Source organism: Aquabacterium sp. A7-Y (assembly GCF_026153205.1).
Classification (GTDB): Bacteria; Pseudomonadota; Gammaproteobacteria; order Burkholderiales; family Burkholderiaceae_C; genus Caldimonas.
Genome location: NZ_JAPFBW010000033.1, coordinates 40588 through 66167 on the forward strand (window position 1 = coordinate 40588; position 25580 = coordinate 66167).

29 protein-coding genes and 1 pseudogene are annotated in these 25580 nt (G+C 63.5%); 13 read left to right on the forward strand and 17 right to left on the reverse strand.

The window, feature by feature from the left end:
- Positions 1-52: 52 nt before the first annotated feature.
- The 5 genes from OOT46_RS24530 to OOT46_RS24550 all read left to right on the forward strand — a co-directional run bounded on the left by OOT46_RS24530 (position 53) and on the right by OOT46_RS24550 (position 5757).
- The gene (locus tag OOT46_RS24530; RefSeq protein WP_265406260.1) at positions 53-625 is read left to right on the forward strand and encodes an ArsI/CadI family heavy metal resistance metalloenzyme; all 573 of its coding nucleotides are present in this window, start codon (positions 53-55) and stop codon (positions 623-625) included.
- 39 nt (positions 626-664) lie between these two features.
- The gene (locus OOT46_RS24535) at positions 665-1183 is read left to right on the forward strand and encodes an ArsI/CadI family heavy metal resistance metalloenzyme (RefSeq protein WP_265406261.1); all 519 of its coding nucleotides are present in this window, start codon (positions 665-667) and stop codon (positions 1181-1183) included.
- 103 nt (positions 1184-1286) lie between these two features.
- On the forward strand, positions 1287-3686 hold the full coding sequence (locus tag OOT46_RS24540) for an efflux RND transporter permease subunit (protein ID WP_265406262.1): 2400 nt from the start codon (positions 1287-1289) through the stop codon (positions 3684-3686).
- A gap of 7 nt (positions 3687-3693) precedes the next feature.
- The gene (locus OOT46_RS24545; RefSeq protein ID WP_265406263.1) at positions 3694-4491 is read left to right on the forward strand and encodes an outer membrane lipoprotein-sorting protein; all 798 of its coding nucleotides are present in this window, start codon (positions 3694-3696) and stop codon (positions 4489-4491) included.
- Between the two features lie 6 nt (positions 4492-4497).
- Positions 4498-5757 carry a DUF1302 family protein gene (locus OOT46_RS24550; RefSeq protein ID WP_265406264.1) on the forward strand — a complete coding sequence of 420 codons (1260 nt, stop codon included), beginning with the start codon at positions 4498-4500 and terminating at the stop codon, positions 5755-5757.
- Here OOT46_RS24550 and OOT46_RS24555 read toward each other — a convergent pair.
- Genes OOT46_RS24555 through OOT46_RS24575 form a run of 5 tightly spaced genes read right to left on the reverse strand, consistent with a single transcriptional unit; the run spans position 5745 to position 10431 of the window.
- Positions 5745-7106, reverse strand: a complete 1362-nt coding sequence (locus tag OOT46_RS24555; RefSeq protein WP_322114286.1) for an NAD(P)-binding domain-containing protein — start codon at positions 7104-7106, stop codon at positions 5745-5747. The two genes, OOT46_RS24550 and OOT46_RS24555, sit on opposite strands and share 13 nt — an antisense overlap.
- Positions 7107-7127: 21 nt before the next feature.
- Positions 7128-7658, reverse strand: coding sequence for a Fe-S cluster assembly sulfur transfer protein SufU (gene sufU, locus OOT46_RS24560; RefSeq protein WP_265406265.1), 531 nt, complete (start codon positions 7656-7658; stop codon positions 7128-7130).
- Entirely contained in the window at positions 7659-8924 is a 1266-nt protein-coding gene (locus OOT46_RS24565; protein WP_265406266.1) for a cysteine desulfurase, read from the reverse strand.
- Between the two features lie 21 nt (positions 8925-8945).
- A complete protein-coding gene (locus OOT46_RS24570; protein ID WP_265406267.1) occupies positions 8946-10091 on the reverse strand; it encodes a methyltransferase domain-containing protein in 1146 nt (381 codons plus the stop codon).
- A 49-nt stretch (positions 10092-10140) separates the two neighbouring features.
- Positions 10141-10431 carry a hypothetical protein gene (locus OOT46_RS24575; RefSeq protein WP_265406268.1) on the reverse strand — a complete coding sequence of 97 codons (291 nt, stop codon included), beginning with the start codon at positions 10429-10431 and terminating at the stop codon, positions 10141-10143.
- Positions 10432-11149: 718 nt separating this feature from the next.
- Between OOT46_RS24575 and OOT46_RS24580 the strand changes: the two genes are divergently transcribed.
- The 5 genes from OOT46_RS24580 (at position 11150) to OOT46_RS24600 (ending at position 14908) form a co-directional block, all read left to right on the forward strand.
- Positions 11150-12469 (forward strand): NAD(P)-binding protein, encoded by a 1320-nt coding sequence (locus tag OOT46_RS24580; protein WP_265406269.1) that lies wholly within the window; start codon positions 11150-11152, stop codon positions 12467-12469.
- A gap of 420 nt (positions 12470-12889) precedes the next feature.
- The gene (locus tag OOT46_RS24585; protein ID WP_265406270.1) at positions 12890-13210 is read left to right on the forward strand and encodes a hypothetical protein; all 321 of its coding nucleotides are present in this window, start codon (positions 12890-12892) and stop codon (positions 13208-13210) included.
- Between the two features lie 60 nt (positions 13211-13270).
- A complete protein-coding gene (locus OOT46_RS24590; RefSeq protein WP_265406271.1) occupies positions 13271-13951 on the forward strand; it encodes an ArsI/CadI family heavy metal resistance metalloenzyme in 681 nt (226 codons plus the stop codon).
- The gene (locus OOT46_RS24595) at positions 13948-14469 is read left to right on the forward strand and encodes a VOC family protein (protein WP_265406272.1); all 522 of its coding nucleotides are present in this window, start codon (positions 13948-13950) and stop codon (positions 14467-14469) included. Before OOT46_RS24590 ends, OOT46_RS24595 begins: the two co-directional genes overlap by 4 nt.
- Positions 14470-14476: 7 nt before the next feature.
- A complete protein-coding gene (locus tag OOT46_RS24600) occupies positions 14477-14908 on the forward strand; it encodes a VOC family protein (RefSeq protein ID WP_265406273.1) in 432 nt (143 codons plus the stop codon).
- On the opposite strand, the pseudogene OOT46_RS24605 reads toward OOT46_RS24600, so the two are convergent.
- From OOT46_RS24605 to OOT46_RS24645, 9 genes and pseudogenes are all read right to left on the reverse strand, one after another.
- A pseudogene (locus OOT46_RS24605) lies at positions 14905-15221 on the reverse strand (integrase core domain-containing protein); the annotation flags it as partial. The gene OOT46_RS24600 and the pseudogene OOT46_RS24605 sit on opposite strands and share 4 nt — an antisense overlap.
- Positions 15128-15364 (reverse strand): hypothetical protein, encoded by a 237-nt coding sequence (locus OOT46_RS24610; protein ID WP_265406300.1) that lies wholly within the window; start codon positions 15362-15364, stop codon positions 15128-15130. The pseudogene OOT46_RS24605 and the gene OOT46_RS24610, both read right to left, overlap by 94 nt.
- Before the next feature lie 203 nt (positions 15365-15567).
- Positions 15568-16014: an arsenate reductase (glutaredoxin) gene (arsC, locus tag OOT46_RS24615; protein WP_265406274.1), complete on the reverse strand. Its 447-nt coding sequence runs from the start codon at positions 16012-16014 to the stop codon at positions 15568-15570.
- A gap of 41 nt (positions 16015-16055) precedes the next feature.
- Positions 16056-16754, reverse strand: coding sequence for an aquaporin (locus OOT46_RS24620; RefSeq protein WP_265406275.1), 699 nt, complete (start codon positions 16752-16754; stop codon positions 16056-16058).
- Between the two features lie 3 nt (positions 16755-16757).
- Positions 16758-17252 carry an arsenate reductase ArsC gene (locus tag OOT46_RS24625; RefSeq protein WP_265406276.1) on the reverse strand — a complete coding sequence of 165 codons (495 nt, stop codon included), beginning with the start codon at positions 17250-17252 and terminating at the stop codon, positions 16758-16760.
- Between the two features lie 110 nt (positions 17253-17362).
- Positions 17363-17848: an ArsI/CadI family heavy metal resistance metalloenzyme gene (locus OOT46_RS24630; protein WP_265406277.1), complete on the reverse strand. Its 486-nt coding sequence runs from the start codon at positions 17846-17848 to the stop codon at positions 17363-17365.
- Positions 17849-17873: 25 nt separating this feature from the next.
- Positions 17874-18200, reverse strand: a complete 327-nt coding sequence (locus OOT46_RS24635) for an ArsR/SmtB family transcription factor (RefSeq protein ID WP_265406278.1) — start codon at positions 18198-18200, stop codon at positions 17874-17876.
- Positions 18201-18479: 279 nt separating this feature from the next.
- A complete protein-coding gene (locus OOT46_RS24640; protein ID WP_265406279.1) occupies positions 18480-19769 on the reverse strand; it encodes a hypothetical protein in 1290 nt (429 codons plus the stop codon).
- A gap of 153 nt (positions 19770-19922) precedes the next feature.
- Positions 19923-20186, reverse strand: coding sequence for a hypothetical protein (locus OOT46_RS24645; RefSeq protein ID WP_265406280.1), 264 nt, complete (start codon positions 20184-20186; stop codon positions 19923-19925).
- A 295-nt stretch (positions 20187-20481) separates the two neighbouring features.
- On the opposite strand from OOT46_RS24645, the gene OOT46_RS24650 reads away from it, so the two are divergent.
- Positions 20482-21777, forward strand: coding sequence for a YdcF family protein (locus OOT46_RS24650; protein WP_265406281.1), 1296 nt, complete (start codon positions 20482-20484; stop codon positions 21775-21777).
- A 306-nt stretch (positions 21778-22083) separates the two neighbouring features.
- Here OOT46_RS24650 and OOT46_RS31035 read toward each other — a convergent pair whose 3' ends face one another.
- Positions 22084-22458 (reverse strand): helix-turn-helix domain-containing protein, encoded by a 375-nt coding sequence (locus tag OOT46_RS31035; protein WP_416136252.1) that lies wholly within the window; start codon positions 22456-22458, stop codon positions 22084-22086.
- An 83-nt stretch (positions 22459-22541) separates the two neighbouring features.
- Positions 22542-22781, reverse strand: a complete 240-nt coding sequence (locus OOT46_RS24655) for a helix-turn-helix domain-containing protein (RefSeq protein WP_265406282.1) — start codon at positions 22779-22781, stop codon at positions 22542-22544.
- 110 nt (positions 22782-22891) lie between these two features.
- Between OOT46_RS24655 and OOT46_RS24660 the strand changes: the two genes are divergently transcribed.
- The gene (locus OOT46_RS24660) at positions 22892-23446 is read left to right on the forward strand and encodes an HAD domain-containing protein (protein ID WP_265406283.1); all 555 of its coding nucleotides are present in this window, start codon (positions 22892-22894) and stop codon (positions 23444-23446) included.
- A gap of 78 nt (positions 23447-23524) precedes the next feature.
- Here OOT46_RS24660 and OOT46_RS24665 read toward each other — a convergent pair whose 3' ends face one another.
- Positions 23525-24415 (reverse strand): LysR family transcriptional regulator, encoded by an 891-nt coding sequence (locus tag OOT46_RS24665; RefSeq protein ID WP_265406284.1) that lies wholly within the window; start codon positions 24413-24415, stop codon positions 23525-23527.
- 116 nt (positions 24416-24531) lie between these two features.
- Here OOT46_RS24665 and OOT46_RS24670 point away from each other — a divergent pair, with 116 nt between their 5' ends.
- Positions 24532-25539 (forward strand): NADP-dependent oxidoreductase, encoded by a 1008-nt coding sequence (locus OOT46_RS24670; RefSeq protein WP_265406285.1) that lies wholly within the window; start codon positions 24532-24534, stop codon positions 25537-25539.
- Positions 25540-25580 lie beyond the last annotated feature (41 nt).

Sequence of the window (25580 nt, forward strand, 5' to 3'; positions counted from 1 at the left end):
GCCTTCAACTTAGGAGAGAAGAATGGCAGCGACTGGCGGTAGGTCGACAGGCATGACTGACGGTGTGGTTCAAAGCTGCTGCCCGACAGTGGCGGGCAGCAGCGGCAACGCGCAATCGTGCTGCGCCCCGGCCATCCAACAAGCTGCGTCTGAAGTGCTCAGCGCTGTTGATTTCCCGAACACGCAGCGGCCGCATATCAGTTTGAACGTCCGGAATGTTCAACGCTCCGTGCCGTTCTACCGAGTCCTCTTCGATCAGAACCCGACGAAGCTGCGGTCGGACTATGCGAAGTTCGAGCCGGTGGATCCCCCTATCAACTTCACGCTCAACGAGCATGAGGACGCCGTGGATCGAGACGGCCACTTCGGAATTGAAGTGAAGGACGCGGAGGCCGTTGGCCGCTACCTCAAGCGCTTCAAGGTCGCCGGCCTGAAAGTCGATACCACCGAAACGCAAGTCGCCTGCTGCTACTCGATACAGGACAAGGCTTGGGTGGTGGACCCCGACGGCAACCACTGGGAGATCTTTGTCGTCACGGACAACGAGGCAGCCGAAGGGTGCGGTCTGAGCTGCATCTGTTACGACCCGAGCACCGGCGGCTGCAACTGGAAGGCCAAGCCGTGAGGCACGGTGCACCCATTCACAACCACCCGAGTTGCTGACATGCAAAACGCTTCTTCCACTGATCCTGCAGCCCGACCCGAGACGAACCGCCGCACAGGTGTGGCGAGTTTTCCCGGCAACAGCCGTATCCACGTCAGTCTCAACGTCACCGATCTGGTGCGCTCGATGTATTTCTATATGCACTTCTTCGGCGTGGAGCCGTCGAAGGTCCGGGACGGCTATGCAAAGTTCGATTTGCAGGACCCGCCTATCAACTTCTCCATCAATGAGAACCCGCTAGACACGCGCAATCAGGGTCACCTCGGCATACAAGTCAAAAGCACATGCGTTGTCCAGGAGATGTACGAGCGGCTTCAACGCGAGAACTTCAAGCTCATCACGGAAGACGGCACCGAATGCTGCTACGCCGTACAGACCAAGCTCTGGGTGGCGGACCCGGATGGCAACCGGTGGGAGGTTTTTGTCACCACCGAGCCGGATGCGGAGCAAGGCTGCGGGCCTGATTGCATCTGTCATCAGGAGTTCGAGCGCAGCTTCACGGACGCCTCGACCGCCTAGTGCCACACCGTACGAGGGAGAGTGAACAACCTCGCAAAGAGGGTGCTCACGCGAGGCATGGTCGTCCTCACGCGCGCTTTCAGCTGTCGTCACGGAGGAGAGGATGCTGACCGATTCGTACCGACGCTATGCGGCTCTCATCGTCAAACGACGGCGCTCCGTCGCCGCGATCCTGGCATTGCTGACCCTGCTGCTGAGTTCTCGGCTGATGAGCCTGCAAGTCGACATGGATCAAGACACCTGGATCCCCCAGTCGCACCCCTATGTGCAAGCGACGAAGGCGCTCGAACAGGTGTTTGGTGGCCGCAATTTCACGCTGATCGGCATCGTGCCGAAGCGGGGCGATGTCTACCAGCCCTCGGTACTCGCAAAAGTGCAGCGGATTCAGGAAGCGATCGAAAACCTCCCTGAGGCAGTGCGGCACAACGTCCTCAGCTTGTCGGCGCGGAAGGTGAAGGACATCAAGGCAAACGAAGCGGGGCTCGTGGTCCGGCGCGTCATGGAGCACGTTCCGCAAACGCCAGAGCAGATTGCCGCGTTGCGCCAGGCCATCAATTCCAACCCCTTCTACATCAATTCGCTGGTGTCGCCCGACGGTGGTGCCGTCGCCATCATTGCCGACTTCAAGGTCGACACGAGCAAGCCAAGCTACGCCGCTCTCTACGCGGATATCAAGGCTATTCTGGACAAGGAGCGGGACCAGACGGTCGACATCTATGTCGGTGGACTGCCGGTCGACTTCGCCTCCTTCGAGGCCCACATGATGCAGATGCCGCTGTTCTTTGGAGCTGCACTACTGATCATCATGGTGATCCAGTACTGGTCGTTCAAGAGCTTCCAAGGGATGCTGCTGCCGATCTTCACGGCCATACTCAGCGTGCTGTGGGCGTTGGGCTTCATGGGCCTGATCGGCGTGCACATGGATGGCCTCAACACCACCACGCCGATCCTCATCATGTCCGTCGCCGCCGGTCATGCTATCCAGATCCTGAAGCGCTACTATGAAGAGTACCACCGCCTCCGCGCCGCCACTCCGAATGCGACGGAGCAGGAGGTGAACCGGGAAGCTGTGGTCGAGTCGATCGCCAAGGTCGGCCCAGTGATGACGGTCGCCGGTGCAATTGCCGCCATCTCATTCGCCACGCTGAGCACTTCCGAGGTTTCCGTCGCCCGACACTTCGGCGTCTTCGCGGCCTCCGGTGTCGCGGCCGCACTCGTGCTCGAGATGACGCTGATACCCGCTATTCGTGCCATGTTGCGCCCGCCCTCGAAGAAGGAGGTCGCCGCCGAAGTAGAGCACAAGTACCTGGACGGGATGCTCACGTACCTGGCACGGCGCCTCAGCGGAGGAAAGGCACCACTGGTTCTGGGCGCAGGACTGGCGGCCATCGCCGCTATCGCGGCCGGCGCCACCCGCATCCAGGTGGACAACAGCCTGAAGAGCTACAGCCGCCCGGAGAGCGAGGTCCGCGTTCATGACCGCGCGCTGAACCGGCACTTCGGCGGCACCAACACGATCTACTTTCTGATCGAAGGGAAGGAATCAGATCGCATGAAGTCGCCGGAAGTCCTGACCGCTATCGCTTCGTTACAGGACTTCCTGACAGCACAACCGCACGTCGGCAAGACCCAGTCCATCGTTGATCTGATCAAGCGCATTAATCAGGCGATGCACGCCGACGCGCCAGCCCAGTCTGTAATTCCTTCCGATCCTAAGCTGATCGCCCAGTACCTACTCCTCTACTCCATGTCGGGCGACCCACAGGACTTCGACAGCTATGTCGACAACGACTACCGAAATGCAGCCATTTGGGTCTTCCTCAAGACCGACAGCACCAACTACACCGAACAGTTGAGGCAGAAAGCTGAAGCATTGATCCGAGAGCGCTTCCCCTCCGACATCACCGTGCGGATGGGAGGCAGCCTTCCCCAGACCATCGCCGGCAACCAGGCACTGACGAGCAGTAAGTCCAAGAACATCGCTCAGATGGTGTTGGTGGTGTTCGTCCTGAGCGCCCTGATCCTTCGGTCTTTTGTGGGTGGGCTGTTTGTGACGACGCCCCTCATCCTAGTGGTCTTGGCGAACTTCGGCGTGATGGGATGGCTCGGCATTCCTTTGGACATGGGCACGATATCGACTGCGGCCATGGCGATTGGCATCGGCGCCGACTACGAGCTGTACCTGCTGTTCCGCTTCCGGGAGGAGTTGCAGCGTACCGGCGACGTCGCCGCAGCGACCTTGAGTTCCTTACTCACCTCTGGAAAAGCGGTACTCTACGTGGCGCTCTCCATCGGATCTGGGTATGCCTTCCTGCTGAGTTCCGGGTTTGCGTTTTACAGCCGGCTCGGGGCCATGGTCGTCGCGACGATGGCTGTCAGCGCTTTCGCCGCGATCATCTTTCTGCGCGCCATGACGATGATCTTCAAGCCGAAGTTCATTTTCGGCCCGACGAAGTCCTTCTCGGGTAGCCAACCGCTTCCCAAGTCCAGCGTACTGAGATGAGGTCAACATGCTACGAACCGCCCCTGCGCTGTGGTGCACAGCGCTGCTCCTGGGATCGCAAACCGCCGCTTGGTGTGCCCCCACGGCCGACGAGATCATGCAGAAGAACGTAATGGCGTCCAAGCCCCGGCGCTTGTCCCAGCAAGTCACCATGACACTCGAGAACGCGCGGGGTGAGACGCGGCAACGCACGCTTGACGTGCTGAAAGCCCTTCAGCCCAATGGCACCGACTCGAACATGCTCGTCCGCTTCATCGCGCCGCCAGATATCAAAGGAACGGCGTTCCTTCAGCTTGAGCACACAGACAGCGACGACGACCAGTGGATCTACCTACCCGCACTGCACAAGAGCCGCCGCCTGGTGTCCAGCAACCGCAAGGACAGCTTCATCGGCTCGGACTTTGCATACGGCGACGTCTTGCCTCCGAAGGTTTCTTTGTACCGTCACCGCTCCCTGCCGGACGAAACCGTCGAAGGGGTGCGCTGCTACGTTGTTGAATCGGTGCCTGCCAGTGAGGACGTGAAGCGCGACTACGGCTACGGCCGAAAGGTCACATGGGTCGCACAGGATAGTTTTCATGAAGTGAAGACGGAGTACTTCGACGTGACCAACCGGCCTCTGAAAACGCAACGCGTAAGGGACATCGTCCAGATTGACACGACGGCAAACCGATGGATGGCGAAGTACAAGGAAATGGTCAATCATCAGACGGAGCACAAGACGACTGTCATGGTGGACCGCTACGAGACGGACGCAAAGATCACGCCGGACACCTTCACTTTACGGAGCCTGGAAAGAGACTAATCGGAGATGCGATACCTGCCGGCCGCTACCAAGTGTCTGTACCAGGCGGCGCTCGTCGCGTCCCTTCTGTCCGTGCCGGCGCCAGCGAGCAGAGCACAGGAGGGTGCAGTTGATTGGAACGGTGCTATCCGCGCCAACTACTTCCAATCCACCCGAACGTTGGATGACGAGCGGGACTTGCTCGGAGCAACGATACAAGCCAAAGGAAGCGCGGAACTCGCAGAGAACACGGTCGTCAAGCTCGAAGGGAGAGTGACCGACGCGGCCCTCAATCGCCCTGGGAAGACCGACGCCGAGCTCACAGCGGCGTACCTGGCACTGCGGCACGCCCGCTGGGACTGGCGCATCGGCAAGCAGGTGATCGCCTGGGGACGTGCTGACGGCATTAATCCCACGGACGTAATCACTCCCCGGGACTACACAGTGCTCCTGCCCTTCGACGAAGACGAGCGACTGGGCAGTTGGGCGGTGCACGGGACGTATGCCTGGACCCCGACACTCGACGTCTCCCTGGTTTGGAAGGCGGATTTTGACGCCTCCACCCCGCCCATGCACCGCGGAGATCCGCCACCCTACCGGACCCTCAGACCAGGCGGCCGACCAACGCAGGTCGGCTTCCGGGTCAACCGGTCCGGAGATGACTTGGACTGGTCTGTCAGCGTCTACCGAGGGTACAGTCTTCTGCCGCATGCGGGGCCATCCCAAGGTCCCCTCGGCGCTCCCATCAGGTTGACCTACCCGGTTATCACCATGCTGGGAGTCGACGTGGCGAAAAACTTCTCGAACATAGGTACCCGCCTTGAGGCTGCATATATCAAACCCGATCAGGAACTCTCGTCGCAACAGCCGGGTCTACGTCCCAGCCTGTTCGTCGTGGCGGGTGTTGACCACACCTTCTTTCCTCGCCTGAACGTCAATCTGCAATTCTTCGTGCGTCGTTCCTGGCAGCTTCCAGGACGACTGACCGGAAAGCTAGCGTCGGCGCAGGACTTCAACCGCGCCACGTTTTTGCAGCAAGCAAGAGACGTTGCTGGCATGACGGTCCGGGTGTCCAACGCATGGCTGCACGACATCCTCAAAGCCGAGTTTTTTGTGCAGCACTACTTTAGGGACCGCGACACCTACCTCAATCCGATGCTGACCTACGACTTCTCCGACTCGCTTCGCGGGACCGTGGGCGGGCAGTACTACATAGGCAGTGGTCCCCAGTTTGGTCCGTTGAAGCAGAACCGGGGAATCTTCGCAGAACTGCGTTACTCGTTTTGACGAGCAAGCGGGTGGTGGGCGTTCTGCGCTTCCTGAACTAGATAGGTGTTGCCGCAAGCCGCGCTGCCCAAAGATGCACAACAGCTGCTACCCTCCGGGCCGCCACAAACGTCGCCTTCGAGTGAATCCACCTCCACCCGCGATGCCGCCTCCACGTCGCCACACAACCAGGCGACGGTCGATCGAACTTGCTCGTATCCATGGAACAGGAAAAAGTTTGGCGCGCGGCCGTGGCTTTTCATGCCCAGGACGAACAGGTTCGCCTCCGGGTGAGCAAGCGCCCCCACTCCGCATGGCAGAGGCATCCGCTGCCCCGCCGTCACAGCCGCTCGGATCAAACGTCCGACGCCTACGCTCGCCTCGATCCAGGGATCCAGCTCAACGTGCAGCTCACGCAGCAGGGCAAGATCCGGCCGGAATCCCGTGCAAACGATCAGCCGATCGGCTTCGAGCAGCGCCCGTGTGCCTCGGCATGCCCCGCGCAGTAGCAAGCGACCAGCAGAGCCCGTCTGCGTGATCTCATTCAAGCCGAAATGACTGACCGCTTTGAGGGTACCCGTTCGGACCAGAAGTGCGGCTCTGCTCAGCGCTGCGCCGCGCTCGGGCAAGAGCTGATCCATTCTCGCATGCGGAGTCGTGCCTACGCACGGTGTCGCACCCCGGGTAACCCACGTGACGCTGGCAGGTCGGCTGCCCCGCAGCTCTGCCAGCTTCAGTAGCACGTGGATGGCTGAATGCCCACTCCCAAGCACTATCGTGTCACGTTCAGCGTAGCGCTGTACGCCGTCGCCTCGGAGGTCGGGGATGCCATAGGTGATGTTGGGTTGGCCGAGCTCGCCCACAGCCGGTAGCCCGGACTGTCCTGCGGGATTCGGTGTCGACCAGGTTCCGGAAGCGTCTATCACCGCGCGCGCGAGAAAAGACCGATGCTCCCCAGATGACAGCAGCACGTGCAACTCGAAGGGTACCTCCGCGCGTCCGGTCATCATCAGCTTGTCCCGCCCCCTTCGACTCACACCCACCACTCGGTGGTTGTAGTGCAGGCATTCGGCCACCTCAGCGACCTGCGCGAGCGGCGCCAGGTACTCGTTGACCAGCTCGTGCCCGCTGGGATACGCGTCCTGTCTTGGCATCCGCCAACCCCGCTTATTCAGCAGTGCAGCCGCGCTCAGGTCGACGTTCATCCACCAGGGGGAGAACATGCGAACATGTCCCCACTCGCGGACGGCAGCCGCCGCCGCACACCCTGCCTCCAAAACCAGAGGCGTCTCCCCGCGCTCCAACAAGCGGCAGGCCGCGGCAAGCCCGACGGGGCCTGCACCGATCACGGCAACGGGAAACCGATTCACGCTCGACTCCGATGGTGCCAATCACTTGGAGGCCACAGGAACCACCGTTGCATTGAGTGACGCCGAGAGGGTCAGCGAGTTCAGCGCAGCCTCCAGGGTGGTCCACGGTAACAGCGCGCATTCCACGCGGGACGGAACGTCACGCAGCCGCTCGAACACGGTGAGCTGTCCAAGCCGCTTGCGATCCAATACCGGCGCCTCGCCATTCTCGATCATTTGATGGAACGCTTGCTTCAGCAGGTGAACGTCGTCGATGGACTTGCCCGTCAGCGCGTCGGTCATCATCGACGCCGAGGCCTTGCACACAGCGCAGCAGGCGCTGGTCATGAACGATGCACGGCGAACCTCACCCCGACTCAGATCAAGGTATAGCGACATGTGGTCCCCGCAGATGGGGCTGTCTCCATTCACCTCCACCGTGGCACCCTCCAGGACCTCCAGGTTGTGAGGCTGCCGCCCATAGCGTGCGATCTCACCACGATAGAGGATCACAGTTTCGTTCCCGTCCCCGGCTTGCGAGTCAAAGGGCATCGACATGATGAGGAGTGCCACTCACTGATTGCCCAGAATTCGCTGCACGGAGCGAATGCCGTCAATGAGCGCGTCCACGTCATCCGCGGTGTTGTAAAGAGCGAAAGAGGCCCTGGCCGTAGCCGGTACGTCGAAACGGTCCATGACCGGCTGCGCACAGTGGTGGCCAGCTCGAATCGCGATGCCATATCCGTTCAGCAGGCTCCCGACATCGTGAGGATGGATGTCGCCGACCATGAAAGAGATCACCGATGCCCGCTGCTTCGCCGTTCCGATCACCCGCACCCCACCCAGCTGCGCAATGCGCCCCAGGGCATACTCGAGCAGCCCCGACTCGTGCCGTTGCACCTCAGTCATTCCCATGTCCTGCAGGTAGTCGATGGCAGCGCTCAATCCAATCGCGGCGGCAATCGGAGGCGTACCGGCTTCGAACTTGTGAGGCGGCACGTTGTAGATAGTCTTCTCGAACGTGACGCGCAAAATCATGTCGCCGCCGCCCAGGTACGGCCCCATTCGCTCATGCATTGACTGCTTCGCGTACAGTACACCGATCCCCGTCGGCCCGCACATCTTATGGCCGGAGAACAGATAGAAATCGCACCCTAGGTCTCGCACATCCACAGGCAGATGAGGCGCCGCTTGCGCGCCATCAATCAGCGCTACGGCACCTACCTTCTTAGCAGCCGCAACCATCTCCTGCACCGGGTTCACAGTGCCAATGGCGTTTGACACCTGGGTCATGGCGACCAGTCGGGTCCGGCGATTCAACAGGCGCTCGAACTCGGTCAGATTCAGCTCTCCCGCGTCCGTAACAGGGACGACGCGCAAGACCGCTCCGACTTCTTCGCACAGCATCTGCCAAGGAACGATGTTGGAATGGTGTTCCAATCCGGTGACCACAATCTCGTCGCCGCCCTTCAAGTTCTTCCGCCCAAAGCTGTGCATCACCAGGTTCACCGAGTCAGTGGAACCCCGGGTGAAGACAATTTCTTTCTCGGACGCTGCATTGATGAACGCTGCCACCTTCTTTCGGGCCCCCTCGAAGGCGGCCGTCGCGTTGGTTCCCAGGGTATGCACGCTGCGGTGCACGTTGGCGTGCTCGATCGACTGGTAGCGGTGCATACGATCGTTCACCGATTTCGGCGTCTGGCTGCTCGCCGCGTTGTCGAGGTAAACCAGCGGATGCCCGCACATCTGCTGCTGCAGTATCGGAAAGTCCTCCCGGATTCGGTACACATCGAACGCCTTCGGTGCAGAGACACCGCCACGCAACATGGTCGCTTCCATAAAGCAGTCCTCAGGGTGCGATCAATTGCAGTCACAGCCGCCACCGCTGCAGCAGGAGCTGCCCTGAGGCTCGGCCTTCGTCTCGCAGCACGAACTGCTGGTCCCCTTCAACTGATCGATCGCGGCAGAAGGCGGCCCCTCCGTCGATCCGCAGCACGACGTGCTGTTGCCGCTGCTGGCTGTTGCGGGCTGGCCGCAGCTCGAACCCGGGGCGCAGCTCGCGCCAGGACCACACGTTGAAGCGGTGCGCGCAAGGGATGGAATGCGCACCACCGTGAACGAGTCGGCGTAAGGGCCCATGCGCAAGCGTTGGGCCGTCGCATCGCAGACTTCGACCGGCTTGAAGCGCGGGAACTCATGTTCCTCTTCGTCCCGCACGCTCTCGTAAGGGCCTAGATACACGGCCAGGTTCCCACTGTAAAGGCAGTCGCTCGAGCGGGGCAGCTTGTAGGCCCGGAGCGTGAGCGACACGAAGTTGTAGCCCTCCAGCTCTCGCCAGGCGCTTTCGCTGAGCTGCGTGAGGCCAAGAAACCCTGCGTCCTGGTACGTCGTGACCAGCTTTCCGACGGGGATGGCACCCGTGTAGCACTCCGCCCAGAGGGTTTCATTGTCCTGGTCTTCCGGATGGATCTCGCGGTCCACCACGATGTCGGAAATCACGAGACGGCCGCCCGGCTTCAGCACCCGGTGGATCTCCTGCAGCACCCGGGTTTTTCTCGACGACAGATTGATAACGCAGTTGGAGACCACGAGGTCCACGGAGTTGTCCCCCACCGGCAAGTCCTCGATCACGCCTTTGCGGAACTCGACGACGTCGTATCCCAACTTCTGTGCCACCTCCTCGTTGAAGCGCGTCGCTTCCTCGAGCATGCTGTCGGTCATATCCACGCCGATCACTTTGCCCTCTGCGCCCACTAGCTTCGCCGCGACGAAGCAGTCGATACCAACACCGGAGCCTAGATCGAGAACCACCTCACCGGACTTCAGCCCTGCCTTCAAGAGCGGACTTCCGCACCCGTAGTTGCGCTCGAGCGCGGCCTTTGGCACATGAGCCAGCAGTTCCGATTGATACGGCTGTGGACAGCACAGTCCAGCCGGCGCCTTGGCTGCATCCGAGTACACCGAGGACACCGTGTCTTGCTTTGACGTTGCAACGGCCATCTCCATTTTTGTCATCCCCAGAGGTAAGAGTGATCGGTGAACATTGAACCGGACTTCAGGGCAAGTCGTAGCAGCTGCACCGCGCCAGATTCTTCGCTGCCTCCCCGGCTTTGATGGCGCCTACCAAGTGCATCGTCACCGCGCCGTCCATGCCCTCGACCATGACGCCTTTCAGGCGATCCTTGAAGTCACCATCGCAGCAGTCGTCATTGCAGCCGACCCCATCTGCCGCGCAACGCTGCGCCACAGTGCGCATCTTTTCGAGCGTTATCTCGTCCCCTTGCAGATCTATATAAACGCCATACGCGGTGACGGTCAGGCCAGTGACGTTCTTGCTAAGGTTCATATCTTCCCCAATCGAGTAGGAGGTGAAGCATCCGGTGAGGAGATGAAGCCCCGGTACACGCTCCAGCAGGTAGGAGTGACTCTTGCAAACAGCTCGTCGAACGCTGCTTACCACACTGTCGTGCTGGCACGTTCCACTACGCTGCCGTCGATGGACACAGCCATTGGCACAGTGACCAGCTCCGTATCAAGGAGCGGGGCCCGCCGCTCCTTCCCGCTTCAAGACGACGCCAAACTACTGCTCTTTTTTTTGCCGTGATCATGTTGATTGAGGGCCATTACATCGGCGGCACCATATAGGTCACAAGCTGGTCAGCCGTACAGGACGTTTCGCTGGCTGGCCACCCCCCGGCGGCAGCCTTCAGCAGCATTTGCATCCGCGCCTTCATTCGACTATTGTCAAATCATGAAAATGAATGCTGTGTTCGGCGCCGAGTTGCGGCGCTAGGCGCAGCCTGCATACCTCTTCGCCTAGCGCCGCTGTGGAAGGAAGCGGCTCGGTCGTTGCACTGCCCTTGCGCCGGCGTGGCCCTCGATTGCTCTGCGTATGCATGGCCCTATGTGCCCACCGATCAGTTGAAAGGAAACACGTGACCTCTGCAGATGTGCCCATCCAACCCGCCCCATCAGCCACGCCCTGGGGTGCCGCGCCATCTCGGCAAGACGGTCACTCCCTCGCCGACGGCTTGCTCCGTGCGGCACCACGAAGCGATTTACCGGTGGCCATCCTCGGTGCGGGGCCGGTCGGCTTGGCTGCGTCCGCGCGGCTGGTCGAGCGGGGTCTAAAGCCCTTGATCCTCGAGGCGGGCGACTCCGTAGGAGCACATCTGCTCCAATATCCCCATGTGCGCTTGTTCTCACCGTGGCGCTACAACCTCGATGCGGCTGTGTCGGCACAGCTTCGGGCGACGGGCTGGCTTCCACCTTCCCTCGACGAGCTCCCCCTCGCCGGCGAACTCGTCTCTCGCCTGCTTCAGCCCTACGCCCAGCTGCCCCACGTATCAGCGGCCCTGCATCTGCAGACCCGGGCGGTATCGATCAGCCGGGAGGGTTTCGACAAGACGAAAACGCAGGGCCGGGAACGCGCACCCTTCGTGATTCACGCCCTTGCCCACGGCACTCGGGTCGAATTTCGCGCCCGGGCGGTGCTAGACGCCAGCGGTACCTGGAGCTGCCCTAACCCGCTGGGCGCGAACGGACTGCCCGCGCAGGGCGAGCACGAGCTGCGCGACGCCATCGTTTACGGCATCCCTGACCCCGAAGGGCGGGATCGCGACCGATTCGCGGGTAAGCGCGTCCTCGTGGTCGGTGCGGGCCACTCCGCAGCAAATTCGCTGCTCGCGCTGGCGGCGCTCGCTCAGCATGAGCCGGCAACCCGTCTCGTCTGGGCCGTCCGTTCTCAGACTCTCGTCCGCGTCTTCGGCGGCGGAGCAACTGATGCTCTGCCCGCACGTGGGCAGTTGGGGACCGAGCTGCGACGCCTGCGTGATAGCGGTGCGTTGTCGTTCTATGGAGGCTTCCGCATCAGCGCACTTCGGCAGTCCGACGGTGGCATCAACGTGGCCGGATGGGAAGCCGGCGGGGAGCCAACGACGATCGAAGGCATCGATCAGATTGTCTGTGCCACGGGCCAACGCCCGGACCTGTCCCTCATGCGGGAGCTTCGTGTGAGGCTTGATCCGGCACTGGAGTCGACAGAGGCCTTGGGGCCGCTCATCGATCCCAACGTCCATAGCTGCGGCACCGTACAACCGCATGGCCACCGCGAGCTGGCGCACCCCGAGTCGGGCTTCTACACCGTCGGGGCGAAGAGCTACGGAAGGGCTCCGACGTTTCTGATGGCCACCGGCTATGAGCAGGTACGTTCGGTGGTTGCTGCAATCGCAGGAGATTTCGAGGCTGCCGACCAAGTAGAACTGGCCTTACCAAGAACCGGCGTCTGCTGCCCGGAGTCGAGCTGTAGCGCCTCTGCTTCTAGCGGGCTTGACGGCCTGCCCTCAGAAGGCGCAGCGGAGGCTCGACGCAGCTGCTGCGGGTGAGATGGGCAACGGCAGCGCTTGCTCGCCCTGCAGACTTCGGCCGAAGAAGGCGGAGGTCGCTTGATCTCGCGCACCCGTCTGACGATCTGCGCCGGCTTCTAGAGTGCGCCGACCGATCCGCAGTAACGCCCGATCCTGCGCAGTCGGGGCTGTGCGGCGGGGGCGTCGTCGATTCCTCATCCCTGCGCCGTGGCCTTCAGCTGCAGCTCTCCGGGGCGCCTCCAACGGAGCGCCGCACGTCAGTTGAGCAGCCATCAGGCTGACCGCGACACGGACCAACTTTCGGCGCTGCCCGGGCATACGGCGGCAAAGCTGTACCGGTGTACAGCTTTGCCGGCACCGGAGGCTGCCATATTTTGGCGTCAAGTCGCCCACAGAGCACGAAAAAGCGACGACCTCATCAACACCTGGAGAACGGCAATGACGAAGATGTCCGATGTAGGAAGTGTGAGCGGCGAGCAAGGCTCGGTCTGTGTGCATATTCAGGGCGACGTGAACTACAAGTATGTGAAAGACATGGTCGACGGATGCGCCGCCGGACAACACTGCGACTGCGACTGCGATTGCGACAAGATGATGGCGGACGCACAGCTCGCCGTTGACGGTACCGACGGCGACGTGTCCATCCACATCAAGCACCCCGGTGTGAGCCCCGAGTTGATGCAGCAGAACCTGATGAAGTGCGGCATGGACGTGAGCGGAAGAACGCCTCACAAAACTACCCAGGCGCCGGCTAAATGAAGATGCGCCGCTTCGGAGAGAGAGCCATCCACAAACGGTCCCTGCTAGGCGAAAGACATCATGAATCAGCAACATGCCTTTGTTGACGAGAGTGCCGCGAAGTTCGACACGGCCGCCAGGATGCACGTCAACCTCGTGGTGAGCAACATCCAATCCTCGCTCGGCTTCTACAAAGTGCTGTTCGGCGCCGAGCCGACCAAAGTCGCGAAAGGGTATGCGAAGTTCGAGCTGTCCGACCCGCCGCTGAACTTCTCGATGAACGACTGCAATTGCGCCCCTGGTGGCCAGGGCAACCTGGGTCACTTCGGTCTTCAAGTGAAAAGCGACGCTGTCATCGACGAAGCGGAAGCCCGGTACCGGGAGGCAGGGTGGGACGTCATCCGCGAGAAAGCGTCCGAGTGCTGCCATGCAGTCCAGTCCAAGGTCTGGCTCGCCGACCCGGATGCCAATCTATGGGAGGTGTTCGTCGTTCACCAGGATGATCACGGCGAAGGCTGTACGACCGATTGTGCTTGCTACGCTCAGCCGAAGGCGAGCTTGGTAACGCCCGACTTTCCATACGCCAAGTACGGCCTCACGGCACCGACCATCGAGGCGACGCGGACCACGGCACTGACATCCTCCGAGGCGATGTCGATATCTGGCGCCCCGGCGCCAAGTAGTGGTTGCTGCACCCCCAGCCCGTCCCCTGCTGGGCCAGGAAGTTCTTGCTGTGCAACCGGCAGCAGTTGCTGCAATTGAAGAGCACCATCATGACTATGGAAACCCTGGAACAACCGGCCAACGGATCTCTTTGGACGTGGTCGTTCACTGATGCGCGCCCAACGAAGCCTTTCGCCCGGCCACTGGTCCGACTGAAGGTGACCGATCTCCGACGTTCCGTGGCGTTCTACGAACAGATGTTCGATCAGTGCCGAGCCACCGTGCTCGGCGAACAGCACGCAACCTTCGATGTCGCAGATCCCCCTCTGAACCTGATCCTGATTCAGCAGGACGGTGCCATTGGATACGAGGGGCACATGGGGATCCAGTTTAAAGAGATGGACCAAGTCAACGCGATCCGTGAACGATTCATCAGGGCAGGCATTGAGATCTACGTCGAGGAAACCGAAGTGGCGTGCTGCTACTCGGTCCAGAACAAGGTCTGGGTCCGTGATCCCGACGAGAACAGCTGGGAGTTCTTCATGGTCGTCGAGCGAAATGTCTCGGAAGGGTGCGGTGATGTCTGCGCTTGCAAAGGCTGCGGCGACTTCGAGTGAGGCCTCCATGAGTGAACCATGCTGTGGAACTGGAAAGGCAGAGAAGTCGGAGAAGCTGGTGAGCCCAGTAGAGTTTGCGGGCCGCAGCCGCGTCCACATCGCCGTGAACGCTCGGCTCAACGTCTTCGACATGGCGCCGTTTTACCAAGCCTTGTTCGGTGTTGAGCCGACGACGCTCGTGGAGAAGTACGCCAAGTTCGAAGTCGACGACCCGCCGGTGAACCTGACCATCAACGAGTACGCAGAGAACGCCCGAGGCGAGGCCGTGTTTGGCGTTCAAGTGTCCGCAATGCGCCTCCTCACCCGGGCGCGCGAGCGGCTCGAGCGTGCGGGATTCCCAGTGCACCCAAGATCCAACCGAGGCTTTTGGGCAGCGGATCCGGACGGGAATCGTTGGGAGCTCTGCATCGGGACTCCGGAGGTGGCCTCCCTTCTCTAGGTGTACGTTCCTGGAATGAGGGGGTGCGGGTCGATTCTGAACCTTGACGGCTCCTTACTCCAGGCGTCGTAGACGGCTTGGAAGGGCGTGCGCCAGCGCAGCGCCTTCAAATTCCTGGCGAAGTTGTGGGCTCTCACGAAGGCCGGCGCATGTGCTTCGAGCGCATCGAAATTTGTGTAGTGGAAGGCCTTTTTGCGGTGGCCTCCTTAATAGTACGATTCATGCGCTCGGCTTGCCTGTCGGTCCGCGGGTGATAAGGCTTGGTGAGACGATGCTCGATGTCGTGCACCCGGCAGACGTGATCGAACGCGTGGCGACATCCATACGCAACGCGGCGACGGCAGGGTCGATGTTGTAGCGCCAGGGGGAGAACAGGCGCACGTGCCCATACGCCAACAGGTTGGCGCCCGCCGTGCCGCCGGCTTCCAGGACGAGCGGCTGGATGCCCCGCTCCATCAGACGAGCGGCTGCAGCGAGACCGACCGGGCCCGCGTGTACAACCGCGCCACTTCGCGCAGCAGTTCGCCCGCGCTGCCTGGAGAATCGGACATGTCGTCGTGACTAGCAACCAAGCGGGCGCACGATAGGCTCCTTCCATTCGGTCGTCAACAGCAACTAACTCGAGCAAAAGAACGCCCCCGCAGGAGCGTTGGAGGGACTCACTGGGCCGAGACGCGCCGACCTTGGGCGTCGATGACCACCTTGCCGTCCTCCTTCGTGAAAGGACCCTGCTGGGGCGACGGCAGGATCTCGAGCACGGCCTCCGAGGGCCGGCACAGCTTCGTGCCGAGCGGCGTGACGACGATCGGCCGGTTGAGCAGGACCGGGTGCGCGACGATGAAGTCGATCAGCTGGTCGTCGCTCCACGTCGGGTCCGCGAGGCCCAGCTCTTCGTACGGCGTGCCCTTGGTCCGCAGCACTTCACGCACCGACAGGCCGGTCGCGGCAATCAGCTCGACCAGCTGCTCTCGGCTGGGCGGTGTCTTCAGGTACTCGACGATCTGCGGTTCGACGCCACTGTTGCGGATCATCGCCAGCGTGTTGCGCGAGGTGCCGCAGGCCGGGTTGTGGAAAATCGTGATGGAAGCGGGAGTGGTTGCAGGCACGGTGACACCGAGGGGCGTTGGGGATAGACGAAGTCAAGCGATCAGTTCGGTTCGGCCTCGCCCGAGGCTTCAATGACATTGAGATGACGGCGGGTGGGCGGGTGCAAGGCCTGGTGCACCCCCATGCCGATCAGGGCGCCGGCGATTTGCGCTGCCATGAAGCCGCCGACGCTGTCCGGCGAGATGCCGGCAAAGCTGTCCGAGAACATGCGGCCGAAGGCGGCGGCCGGGTTGGCGAAGGAGGTCGAGGCGGTGAACCAGTAGGCGGCACCGATGTAGGCAGCAACCATCGGGGCAGCGCGCCCGGCCGGCGCCCGCAGGATCACCAGCAGCAGCCCGGCGGTCGCGACCGCCTCGGCGATCCATAGACCGGTACCCGCGCGCGCCCTGGTGGACCACTGCAGGATAGGCAGGTCGAACATGGCGTGCGCCAGCCAGGCGCCGAGCACCGCGCCGATGAGTTGGGCGGCGATATAGGGCAACAGCATCGCCCCCGGTAGCTCGCCACGCAGCGCCATCACACCGCTGACGGCCGGGTTGAAGTGGGCGCCGCTGACCGGGCCGAACACCTCGATGAGGATGTACAAACCGCCGACCGTGGCCAGCGTGTTGGCCAGCAGCGCGATCGCGACGTTGCCGCCGGCCAGCCGCTCGGCCATGATGCCGGAGCCGATCACGATGGCCAACAGCACGGCGGTACCGAGGGCTTCGGCCAGCAGTTTGCGGGGCAGGTCGACCATGGCTCAGCGCTTCGCGATCGTCTGCAGCGCTTGCTGCAGGTCCTCGTGGCTCATCGTCTCCAGCGGCAGCTGCAGCAGCTGCAGCATGCGGTAGCCGATGGCCTGGCGGGTCAGCTCGAAGGCCAGGCGCTTGCCCTCGTCGCCGCCCGGGGCGTCGGAGGGGTCGGCGTAGCCCCAGTGCACCTTGACCGGGCTGCCCGGCCAGTAGGGGCACTGCTCCGAGGCCGCGCTGTCGCAAACCGTGATCACGATGCGCATCTCGGGCGCCTTCTCGCCCACGAACTCGTCCCAGCTCTTGCTGCGGTAGCCCGTCGTGTCCACGCCCGCGTTCTGCAGTGCCTCCAGCGCGAAGGGGTTGATCCGGCCGCTGGGGGCGCTACCGGCGCTATGGGCCTTGACATCTTTGCCGAGCTTCTGCGCCCAGTGGTTCAACATGCCCTCGCTCAGCACGCTGCGCGCCGAGTTGTGGGTACAAAGGATCAGAACGTGGGTGGTCATGGCGTGTTTGATTCAGCGTTGGCTGGTGTTGTCGGCCTCGCGCCGGATCGCCATGCGGTCCAGCGAGGCCAAGGCAGCGACGGCATCAGGTCGCAACTCCCGGCGGGCGCTCAGCAGCAGGAAGTCGAGGATTTGACCGGGATGCCGACCGGCTTGCCACTGGCGGCCTTCGGCACGCAGCACGCGCTGGCGGTGCCGTCGGTGGCCTTTTCAGGACGGGCCTCGCCGAAAACCGGCACGTTGGCCAGCGTGTGGAAGTGCTCCCAGGCAATGCCTTGGGGATCGGTCACCCAGTGCTTGTCGCTCTGGGCATAACAGCAGGTGGTTTCACCGACATCGAACAGCGCCATGTCGGCCGCTTCGGCGCGTGCCTTCAGTTCGGCCAACTCCTGCGGGTCATCGGTCTGAATCCCCAGGTGATCGACGCCCGGCTTTTCTCCGCGCGTGGAGATCGCAAAGTTGATGCGTGGGTCCTCCAGCATCCATTTGGCGTAGTCGGCCTCCACCCGCGCCGGCTCGGAGGCGAACAACTTCGAATAGAAATCGATGCTCTTGCCCAGATCCTCGACATGGACGTGGATGTGGAATCGCTTCATGGGGACGCTCCTTCAATCGGTCTGTTCAGCACTCACAGGAGGAAGGGCCCTCCCCGACACCACATGCCGCGCCTTGGCAGCAGTGGTCCGTGAGATAAGCCAGCAACGCATTCATCTGCTCGTAAGCAGCACGGTAGATCAGGTGCCGCCCGTCGCGTTCCTGGCTCACCAGGCCCGCGTGCATCAGCTCTTTGAGGTGAAACGACAGGGTGGCGGCCGGCACCTCCAGCTGCTCGGATATCACCCCGGGCGTCAGTCCGCCCGGGCCAGCGACCACCAAGGCCCGGAACACCTGCAGGCGGATCGGCTGCGCAAGGGCCGCCAAGGCGCGGACGACGTCTTTCTCTTCCATGATTCAAGAATATTCGAAATATAGATGGTTTGCAAGCGTGCATGTAGCGGCCAGGTAGCGCCTGTCGCCCATCACACGCCCTCCCCTTCTTCGGAGCGGAGCCTTGCTTGCGGCCGAGTGACTTCCGAGAGCCGTCCGGAGGCGACGAGAACGAGGACGCTTGCCGAGCGTGATAAAGGGCAAGCATCACTCCGAACTGCCGCACCTGACTGTCTTTCATTCACAATCTCCATGCTTCAAACGTTCACGCTCTCTGCTGACCGTGAAATCGAGCCAGGGTCACAACGGCAAGGCCTCCTCGGCCGCTCGGCGGAGGGAGGCAACCAGGTCCTCAGGATGAACCATCGCGTCACGCGCGCTACGGGCGGTCTGGTACTGGTTGAGCACCGAGCGCAATGGCGGCGGCGCCTGGATCAGCCTTTCCCACACCGGGTGCAGCACCTCGCGATCGGGCTCCTTGCCGTCCCCCAGCTGCCCGGCGAACGCAAGGCACACCGGCTCAGACAGCAGCACGCCCCGGCTGACCGCGCTGAGCATCGGCGCCGGCTCGACCGGCGCATCGCAGCAATAGATCACCTGCGGCGGCAATCCGGAGTCGGCCGGGCCAAGCCGGCGCAGGGACGCGCCGGCAAGCCTCAACTCGGCATCGCTCGTGCGAAAGACATAGTCCGTCTCCGCATCGGCCAGCGCCATCCGCTCAAGGCTACGCAGCAGGCGCGGCAGGTCGCCAGCCGCTGCGTCGGGCGAGGCCTTCACTTCGGCAAGCAGCAGTAGCTCCGCAGCAAGCTGCCCATGCACTTCACGCACGATGGCGACGTCCCATTCGCTCTTTGCCCGCTCGGCCGAGCCCGGAAAGCCGCTCGGAACCAGCAGTCCATCGACCACCCGGTATCGAGCCGGGCGATGTGCCGGATCGCGTCGCTCGGCGAGCACCTCGCAGCGGTTGAGCACATCGGCCACTGCCCGCAGTGCCTCCACCGTATTCATTTCCGCAGCCACCCCACGGCGGTTTGCAGCGGCCCCCTTCGCTGCCGCCCCACCACTCCCCGCGCGAGGCCCATGCCGCTCGCGCAGCAGGTGGTACCGCGTGACGGCTTCGAGCGGTTCCAACGCCATCACACGCGCAAGCCGTGCCAGGCCCGGGTGCGCCTGGAGTGCCTGGAGCTTGAGCCGGTCCTCAGGAGCCAAAGCCTGCCCCAGCAATCGGCGCGTGGCCTGCAGCAACTCACCCCAGGCGCCCGCAGAGGCCAGTCCATACAGCCGAGCCAAGGCCTGGCGCATGGGGCTGTCCGGCCAGCTGCGCAGCTTGCCCGGATGCGCGATGGCGCCAACGGCTGCGCTCACGGCCCGGCGATCGGCCTCGGCCATCGCCGACAGCCGGGCATGCTCGTCGACCTCGCTGCAGTGGGCTCGGAGCACGAGCGCCTGAAATGCCGGGTCGCCCCGGGACGGATGCATGGCGCTTTGGAGCAGCTCGGACAGGGAGGCCAGGAACAGCTCTCGCAGCGTCCCAGCGGGCGCCTCGCCCCGCACCAGCGCCTCGCGCGAGGCCTCGATCGCAAAAGCCATTGCAGTGTCTGCACCCTGAGACCGGGCCGCATCGGCATGGGCCGGCAAGGGTGGCAGGCGGTACCTTCGCTCCGCACGGCTGAGCGCGGTAAAGAGGAGATGCTCCGGGCGCACTTGCCCCGGGAAGACAGGATCAGGAGATGGGGTCACGCCTCAGTATCGCTCCAGCTCTACGAGTACAACACGTCCGCCAAAAGCGAGCTCCAATCCGCGCAGGAGGTCGGCCATCTGCTGCCCCGCATGCCGGAGTTGCTGGCCGAGGGCGCGCAAATCCATCACTCCATCGAGCTCTCCCTGGATCGGCTGGGCCGCTGCCCGGAAGGGAGCTGGCACGAGGATGAGCAGGACATGCTCAATCGTTTTGCGTTGGCCTACTTCGATGGCATCGTGCGTGGCGGTCCGCCGGGCGGTGGCCATCGCCGGTGGCTCGATGACCCGCTGATGCAAGGTGCTGCTGCCCTACGGCCCAGCGCGGTACCCGAAACCCGACACCTTGGCCCTCCCACGCTTTCAGGGGATGGCGCACTCGACCTCAAAGGACGAAGCTGTGCGACCCTGCCTGGCTGCCCAGCAACCGGTGGGCCTTGCCGCCCTTCTACATGGATCATGCCCCGATGTCCGCCGTTCCTGACTTTGCCGCGCCGGCCCACCCTGCTCGCTGCAGCGGCCGCTTTGCCGTCTCCCCGTCCGTCACCGAAAGCCGCGTCGGTCAATGAACCAAAAGAATATGTCGACATCCGCCTTCCAATCACGTGGCGGCGGCGTGCGAGGCGGAGCTGAGGATCCGGCCGCCGAGCTTGCAACGACCGACGCACCGCGTCTCGCACACGGCAAAGCTCGGACAAGGCGGCTGCGGACCGGCAAGTGGCTGTTGTTGGGGGGACTCGGCAGCTACCTGGCGGCCGCGGTCGTCATTGCGATCGCCGGCCTGCGGGATCACATCGAGCCGGCCGACGCCATCGTTGTACCGGGCAACACGGTCGCCCCGGACGGCACGCCGAGCACGCGACTGCAGGCACGCTTGGACCGCGCCCTCGAGGTCTATCGCCAAGGCGCCGCGCCGCTGATCATCGTCAGCGGCGGCACCGGCAAGGAAGGCCACGACGAAGCGCGCAGGATGGCAAGCTACCTCGTCGAGCACGGCGTTTCTCCGGATGCTGTGCTGCGTGACAGCGCAGGCCATGACACCTGGGCTACCGCGACCAACGTCGCTCGTATCGCTCGTCAGCGCCACTTGAAGTCGGTGCTGGTCGCGACCCAGTACTTCCATGTTCCGCGCACCCGCCTCGCGCTCGTGCGCTCAGGGGTACCGGTGGCAGGCACCGTTCACGCACGCTACTTCGAGGCCAGAGACCTCTATTCCCTGGCCCGGGAGGTGGCAGGATTTGCGGCCTACTACGTCGGACTGGGCCAGCCTGCCGAGGGGATGGTCGCGGATCCTGCGTCGCAGCCGCAGCGTGACACGCCATCGCCGGATCTCATTCTGTCGGCGAGCACGGAAGTGCCCACCGCCGGGGAGGAAACAGCACCGCCGGCCCTCGTCGACACGGTGCTGGAAGCGTCAGACCCGGCGGACCGGGATGGCATTCAAGAGTGTCTGAGCGAGTTCGGCATCGCAAAGCGACACGTCAACCGGTTGTTCCGGTCGGTTCGGCTCCCGAGCACCGAGCCGAACCAGACACTCTATTTCGTGCGTCCTGCGCTCAAGCCCTACTGCATGACTTTCTATGGCGCGCATCTCTTCCGCTATTGGCTGGTCGAGGAACGCCGTGGCCCCCACCGCATTCGCCGCACCGTCCGGTACTTCGGGGCCGGCGACGCATTTGCCGTCTTGCCCACGCAGCACGCAAAGATGTACGACATCGAAGATACCGGCTGCACGGCGTCGACCTGCGACGTGATCAGGAGCGAGTTCGACGGTTCGCGCTATGTCGCCACCCGGTGCACCCAGTGGCGCAACACGGATGAGGGCAGAGAGTTCATCGGGGACTACCCGTGTCAGCAGTGAGGGCGGTTCACCCGGCCGGATCCGCGCCAAGCAGGGCGCCGTCACGGTCCATGTCCTTGGCCGGCGCGACCCGGCCTTCGCGACAGCCCCTTCTCCTTCACCGGCGTGGATAGCCGGCCACCATAACGACAGCGGCGCGCTTGCCGGCCAGTTCGGGGACCGTGATCTCGCTGGTCAGCGCGAGGAGCTGCTGCCACACCGGTGGCAAATTGAACTGCCCTCGGTCCGGTATGCCGGTGGCGTTGCCGCAGGCGAAAGTGCCGCGTCGCCCCGTAAGCGATCAACGAGCTCAGCTCCTTGTTGTACTCATGGCGCCGACTCCGACCGATTCCGAGGCTGGGCTGGGTCGTCATCTGCCGCGTCGTCATGTCTTGCGACCCGGCCCGTGCCATGCGCCCGGTCCCCGATTGCGGCCTCGACGAGACGGACCAGTTCATGCCCCCGCATGCCAAGGGCTTCGGCAAGCTGAGACACGACCAGGACCGACGGCTCGCATCCGCCCGACTCCAGCCGCTCCACGATGCCGGGGCTTAGTCCTGCGCGCAGCGCCAGAGCTGCCGGCGTCAAGCCGGCTTGCTCGCGGCAACGCCGAAGGACCTGCGCAAACGCGTCGGAGAGGGACACCGGTGGTCCTCCTGCGGCATGAGAAGCAAGCTCTAGCCTGCGGCCCGTACCCCGCACGTCTAGCGCGGCGACTGGCGGACGCTCGACCAAAGTGTTGACCCATGGCCCGCTGTACGGCAGCTGGCAACGCCACTCCAGGTCTACGAATGTCCGGAGGCCTCCCCGTACTCCTCCGCCGCACGCAACAATTCCGAAAGACGCAAGCCGAGCGCGTTGGCGATCGCAGCGGCACTGTCCAGAGCCGCTGCGGTCTTGCCCAACTCCACCAGCCCGATGTAGTTGCGATGCAGGTCCGCGGCCTCGGCCAGCTTCTCTTGCGACAGCTGCTTCCGCTTCCGTTCATCACGCACGACCCGGCCGAACGCCACCAACAAGTCCATAGCCTTCCGAGGATTTTTCGGAAGTGTCGGGGTCGATTTTCCTACAATCTACACAATATTTTGTGCAAATCCAGCCATGGAGTGCGCTTCAACGACAGAGGGGGAGGCAAATGCGCGTGATCTTCCTAAACTTCGACGGGTGCCTTCATCCCTGCAGGCTCTCATATCCGGCCGGAACCGGAGGCCAAGCCGCGCTGCTCGTCCCCAAGGCAAGCTGCGGCGGAACCTGGTTCGAGTGGGTTCCCGCCCTGAACCGCCTGCTGGCGCCCTACCCCGACGTATGCGTCGTCTACTCCGCTTCGCGCTACCGCCACACACACCGCGAGATCGCGAATTGGTTGGGCGCCTTGAGCACACGTTACCTGGGCGTCACTCCGGCCGGCCCGCGCTATGAGTCGATCCGCAGCTGGTTGTCGGAGGAAGGGGACGTCTTGAGCTACCGGATATTGGATACGGCGGGAGGTGACCTGCTCAGGCCGTCGACGCACGAATTGATCGTCTGCCCTCCAAGGACGGGCGTTTCTGCGCCAGCCGTCCAGGCAGAGTTGCTGGAATGGCTTCAGCCGCGCGGAGTCCTTGCGCCAGAGCAGTCGTCAACGAGACGACGAGGCAGCGAGTTGCTGCGTTCGAAGAGCAGCTTGCGTCTGCGCAAGGCGCTGAGCTAGTCCGTGCACGTCTGCAGCGCCGAGGTCCCGCGCCGCACCCGCTGGCCTGAACTTGTCTCGATGTCCCGGGCTCGCCGATCAAGCGGAACCGGTCTGGTCCTGCAGGAAGGCGATAAACGCTGCGGTCTTCGGCGCCAGCCAGTGACGGGCGGGATAGACGGCGTAAACCGGCGGGCCGTCCGGCAGGGTGTAGTCGGTCAGCAAGGGCCGCAGCGCGCCGCTTTTCAGCTCGCGCCGCACCAGCACGCGATCCAGCAGCACGATGCCGCCGCCAGCGACGGCGGCGTCGGCCAGCGCGCCGCCGTCGTTCATCTGCAGGCGGCTGGGCACTTGCACGGTGATGCGGCCTTCGGGACCGTCGAAGCGCCATTGGTCGAAGCTGCCGCTCTCGGTGCAATACACCAGGCAGGCGTGGTCGCGCAGATCGTCCGGCGTTTGCGGCGTGCCGTGGCGCTCGAGGTAGGACGGCGCGGCGGCCACCACACGCCGGTTGTCGAACAGCTTGCGGGCGACCAGGCTGGAGTCGGCCAGGTGGGCCACCCGGATCGCCACGTCGATCTGCTCGGCCACCAGGTCGACCAGCCGGTCCTCGGACTGCAGCACGATCTGCACCTGCGGATAACGCTCGCCAAACTCGATCACCAGGGGGACCAGCACGCGCCGGCTGGCCATCGAGCACGACACACGCAAACGCCCGCGTATCTCCTGCCGGTAGGCGTCGGCCATCTGCTCGACGTTGAGCAGTGCATCACGGATGCGCAGCGCCTCCTGCAGCACCAGCTCACCGATCTCGGTCAGCGACAGCCGTCGGGTCGTGCGTTGCAGCAGACGGGCTCCGAGCTCGGCTTCGAGCTTGGCGACCTGCCGCGAGACCACCGACTTGTCGACGCCGTGACGCGCGGCGGCGCGGCTGATGCTGCCCGCTTCCACGACCTTGGCGAAGAGGTCGAGTCGTTGTGGGTCAGCCATGGAAGTGCCTTGGATTGTTGCCTGCAGAGCAACACATTACCGACCGCGCAGCGACTGAGCAAGAGGGCCGGCACTCGGCACACTGAGGCCCATCGTCTTCCACATCGAAAGTCCCCATGACCGCACTCGACCGCAACGCACAATTTCTGCTCGCCGCCCGCCCGGTGGGCGAGCCCAAGGCGAGCGACTGGCAATACACCACCTCCCCCGTCGACGTGCCGGTGGACGGCGAAGTGCTTGTACAGGTGCTCTACATCTCGCTCGACCCCGCGATGCGCGGCTGGATGAACGAGGGCAAGTCCTACATCGCACCGGTCGGCATCGGCGAGGTGATGCGCGCCCTGGGCGTCGGACGGGTGGTCGAGTCGCGCCACCCCGGCTTCGCGGCCGGTGACCACGTGACCGGCTTGCTGGGCGTGCAGCAGTACGCCCGGGTGTCGGGCAAGGGGCTGACCCGGGTCGACCCGCAGCTCGCGCCACTGCCGCGTTACCTCGGCACCCTGGGCATGCCGGGCGTGACCGCCTACTTCGGTCTGCTGGACGCCGGCCGGCCTGAAGCCGGGCAGACGGTCGTGGTGTCGGGCGCGGCCGGTGCGGTGGGCAGCGTGGTGGGCCAGATCGCCAAGCTGAAGGGCTGCCGCGTGGTCGGCATCGCGGGCGGCGCCGACAAGTGCCGCTACCTGATCGACGAACTGGGCTTCGATGCCGCCATCGACTACAAGACCGAGAACGTGAAGGAGATGCTGCGTCAGCACTGCCCCGATGGCATCGACGTATTTTTCGACAACGTCGGCGGCGAGACGCTGGACGCTGCGCTGACGCAGCTTGCGCGTGGAGCGCGGGTGGTCATCTGCGGGGCCATCTCGCAATACAACAACACCGAGCCGACGCGCGGCCCGGCCAACTACCTGTCGCTGCTGGTGAACCGCGCGACGATGACCGGCATCGTTGTCGGCGACTACCTGCCGCGCTGGGGCGATGCGATCCGTGAGATGGCCGGCTGGATGGCGCAGGGCCACTTGAAGGCGCGCGAGGACGTGGTCGGCGGTCTGGAGAACTTTCCGACCGCCTTGATGAAGCTGTTCAAGGGCGAGAACCACGGCAAGCTGGTGCTGCAGGTGTGACGGGTGGCGCCGCTCTGCGAGCACCCGTGGCGCGCTGCGCA

What these genes read in the sequence shown, in the direction of transcription:
- OOT46_RS24575 (WP_265406268.1), bottom strand. Translation starts at nt 10,431, where the DNA reads ATGAACCTTAGCAAGAACGTCACTGGCCTGACCGTCACCGCGTATGGC.
- OOT46_RS24540 (WP_265406262.1), top strand. Translation starts at nt 1,287, where the DNA reads ATGCTGACCGATTCGTACCGACGCTATGCGGCTCTCATCGTCAAACGA.
- OOT46_RS24565 (WP_265406266.1), bottom strand. Translation starts at nt 8,924, where the DNA reads ATGGAAGCGACCATGTTGCGTGGCGGTGTCTCTGCACCGAAGGCGTTC.
- OOT46_RS24610 (WP_265406300.1), bottom strand. Translation starts at nt 15,364, where the DNA reads ATGGAGCGGGGCATCCAGCCGCTCGTCCTGGAAGCCGGCGGCACGGCG.
- OOT46_RS24650 (WP_265406281.1), top strand. Translation starts at nt 20,482, where the DNA reads ATGAACCAAAAGAATATGTCGACATCCGCCTTCCAATCACGTGGCGGC.
- OOT46_RS24665 (WP_265406284.1), bottom strand. Translation starts at nt 24,415, where the DNA reads ATGGCTGACCCACAACGACTCGACCTCTTCGCCAAGGTCGTGGAAGCG.
- OOT46_RS24535 (WP_265406261.1), top strand. Translation starts at nt 665, where the DNA reads ATGCAAAACGCTTCTTCCACTGATCCTGCAGCCCGACCCGAGACGAAC.
- OOT46_RS24635 (WP_265406278.1), bottom strand. Translation starts at nt 18,200, where the DNA reads ATGGAAGAGAAAGACGTCGTCCGCGCCTTGGCGGCCCTTGCGCAGCCG.
- OOT46_RS24585 (WP_265406270.1), top strand. Translation starts at nt 12,890, where the DNA reads ATGACGAAGATGTCCGATGTAGGAAGTGTGAGCGGCGAGCAAGGCTCG.
- OOT46_RS24660 (WP_265406283.1), top strand. Translation starts at nt 22,892, where the DNA reads ATGCGCGTGATCTTCCTAAACTTCGACGGGTGCCTTCATCCCTGCAGG.
- OOT46_RS24570 (WP_265406267.1), bottom strand. Translation starts at nt 10,091, where the DNA reads ATGGAGATGGCCGTTGCAACGTCAAAGCAAGACACGGTGTCCTCGGTG.
- OOT46_RS24655 (WP_265406282.1), bottom strand. Translation starts at nt 22,781, where the DNA reads ATGGACTTGTTGGTGGCGTTCGGCCGGGTCGTGCGTGATGAACGGAAG.
- OOT46_RS24630 (WP_265406277.1), bottom strand. Translation starts at nt 17,848, where the DNA reads ATGAAGCGATTCCACATCCACGTCCATGTCGAGGATCTGGGCAAGAGC.
- OOT46_RS24640 (WP_265406279.1), bottom strand. Translation starts at nt 19,769, where the DNA reads ATGGCTTTTGCGATCGAGGCCTCGCGCGAGGCGCTGGTGCGGGGCGAG.
- OOT46_RS24550 (WP_265406264.1), top strand. Translation starts at nt 4,498, where the DNA reads ATGCGATACCTGCCGGCCGCTACCAAGTGTCTGTACCAGGCGGCGCTC.
- OOT46_RS24530 (WP_265406260.1), top strand. Translation starts at nt 53, where the DNA reads ATGACTGACGGTGTGGTTCAAAGCTGCTGCCCGACAGTGGCGGGCAGC.
- OOT46_RS24600 (WP_265406273.1), top strand. Translation starts at nt 14,477, where the DNA reads ATGAGTGAACCATGCTGTGGAACTGGAAAGGCAGAGAAGTCGGAGAAG.
- OOT46_RS24620 (WP_265406275.1), bottom strand. Translation starts at nt 16,754, where the DNA reads ATGGTCGACCTGCCCCGCAAACTGCTGGCCGAAGCCCTCGGTACCGCC.
- OOT46_RS24645 (WP_265406280.1), bottom strand. Translation starts at nt 20,186, where the DNA reads ATGGCCACCGCCCGGCGGACCGCCACGCACGATGCCATCGAAGTAGGC.
- OOT46_RS24545 (WP_265406263.1), top strand. Translation starts at nt 3,694, where the DNA reads ATGCTACGAACCGCCCCTGCGCTGTGGTGCACAGCGCTGCTCCTGGGA.
- OOT46_RS24670 (WP_265406285.1), top strand. Translation starts at nt 24,532, where the DNA reads ATGACCGCACTCGACCGCAACGCACAATTTCTGCTCGCCGCCCGCCCG.
- OOT46_RS24625 (WP_265406276.1), bottom strand. Translation starts at nt 17,252, where the DNA reads ATGACCACCCACGTTCTGATCCTTTGTACCCACAACTCGGCGCGCAGC.
- OOT46_RS24590 (WP_265406271.1), top strand. Translation starts at nt 13,271, where the DNA reads ATGAATCAGCAACATGCCTTTGTTGACGAGAGTGCCGCGAAGTTCGAC.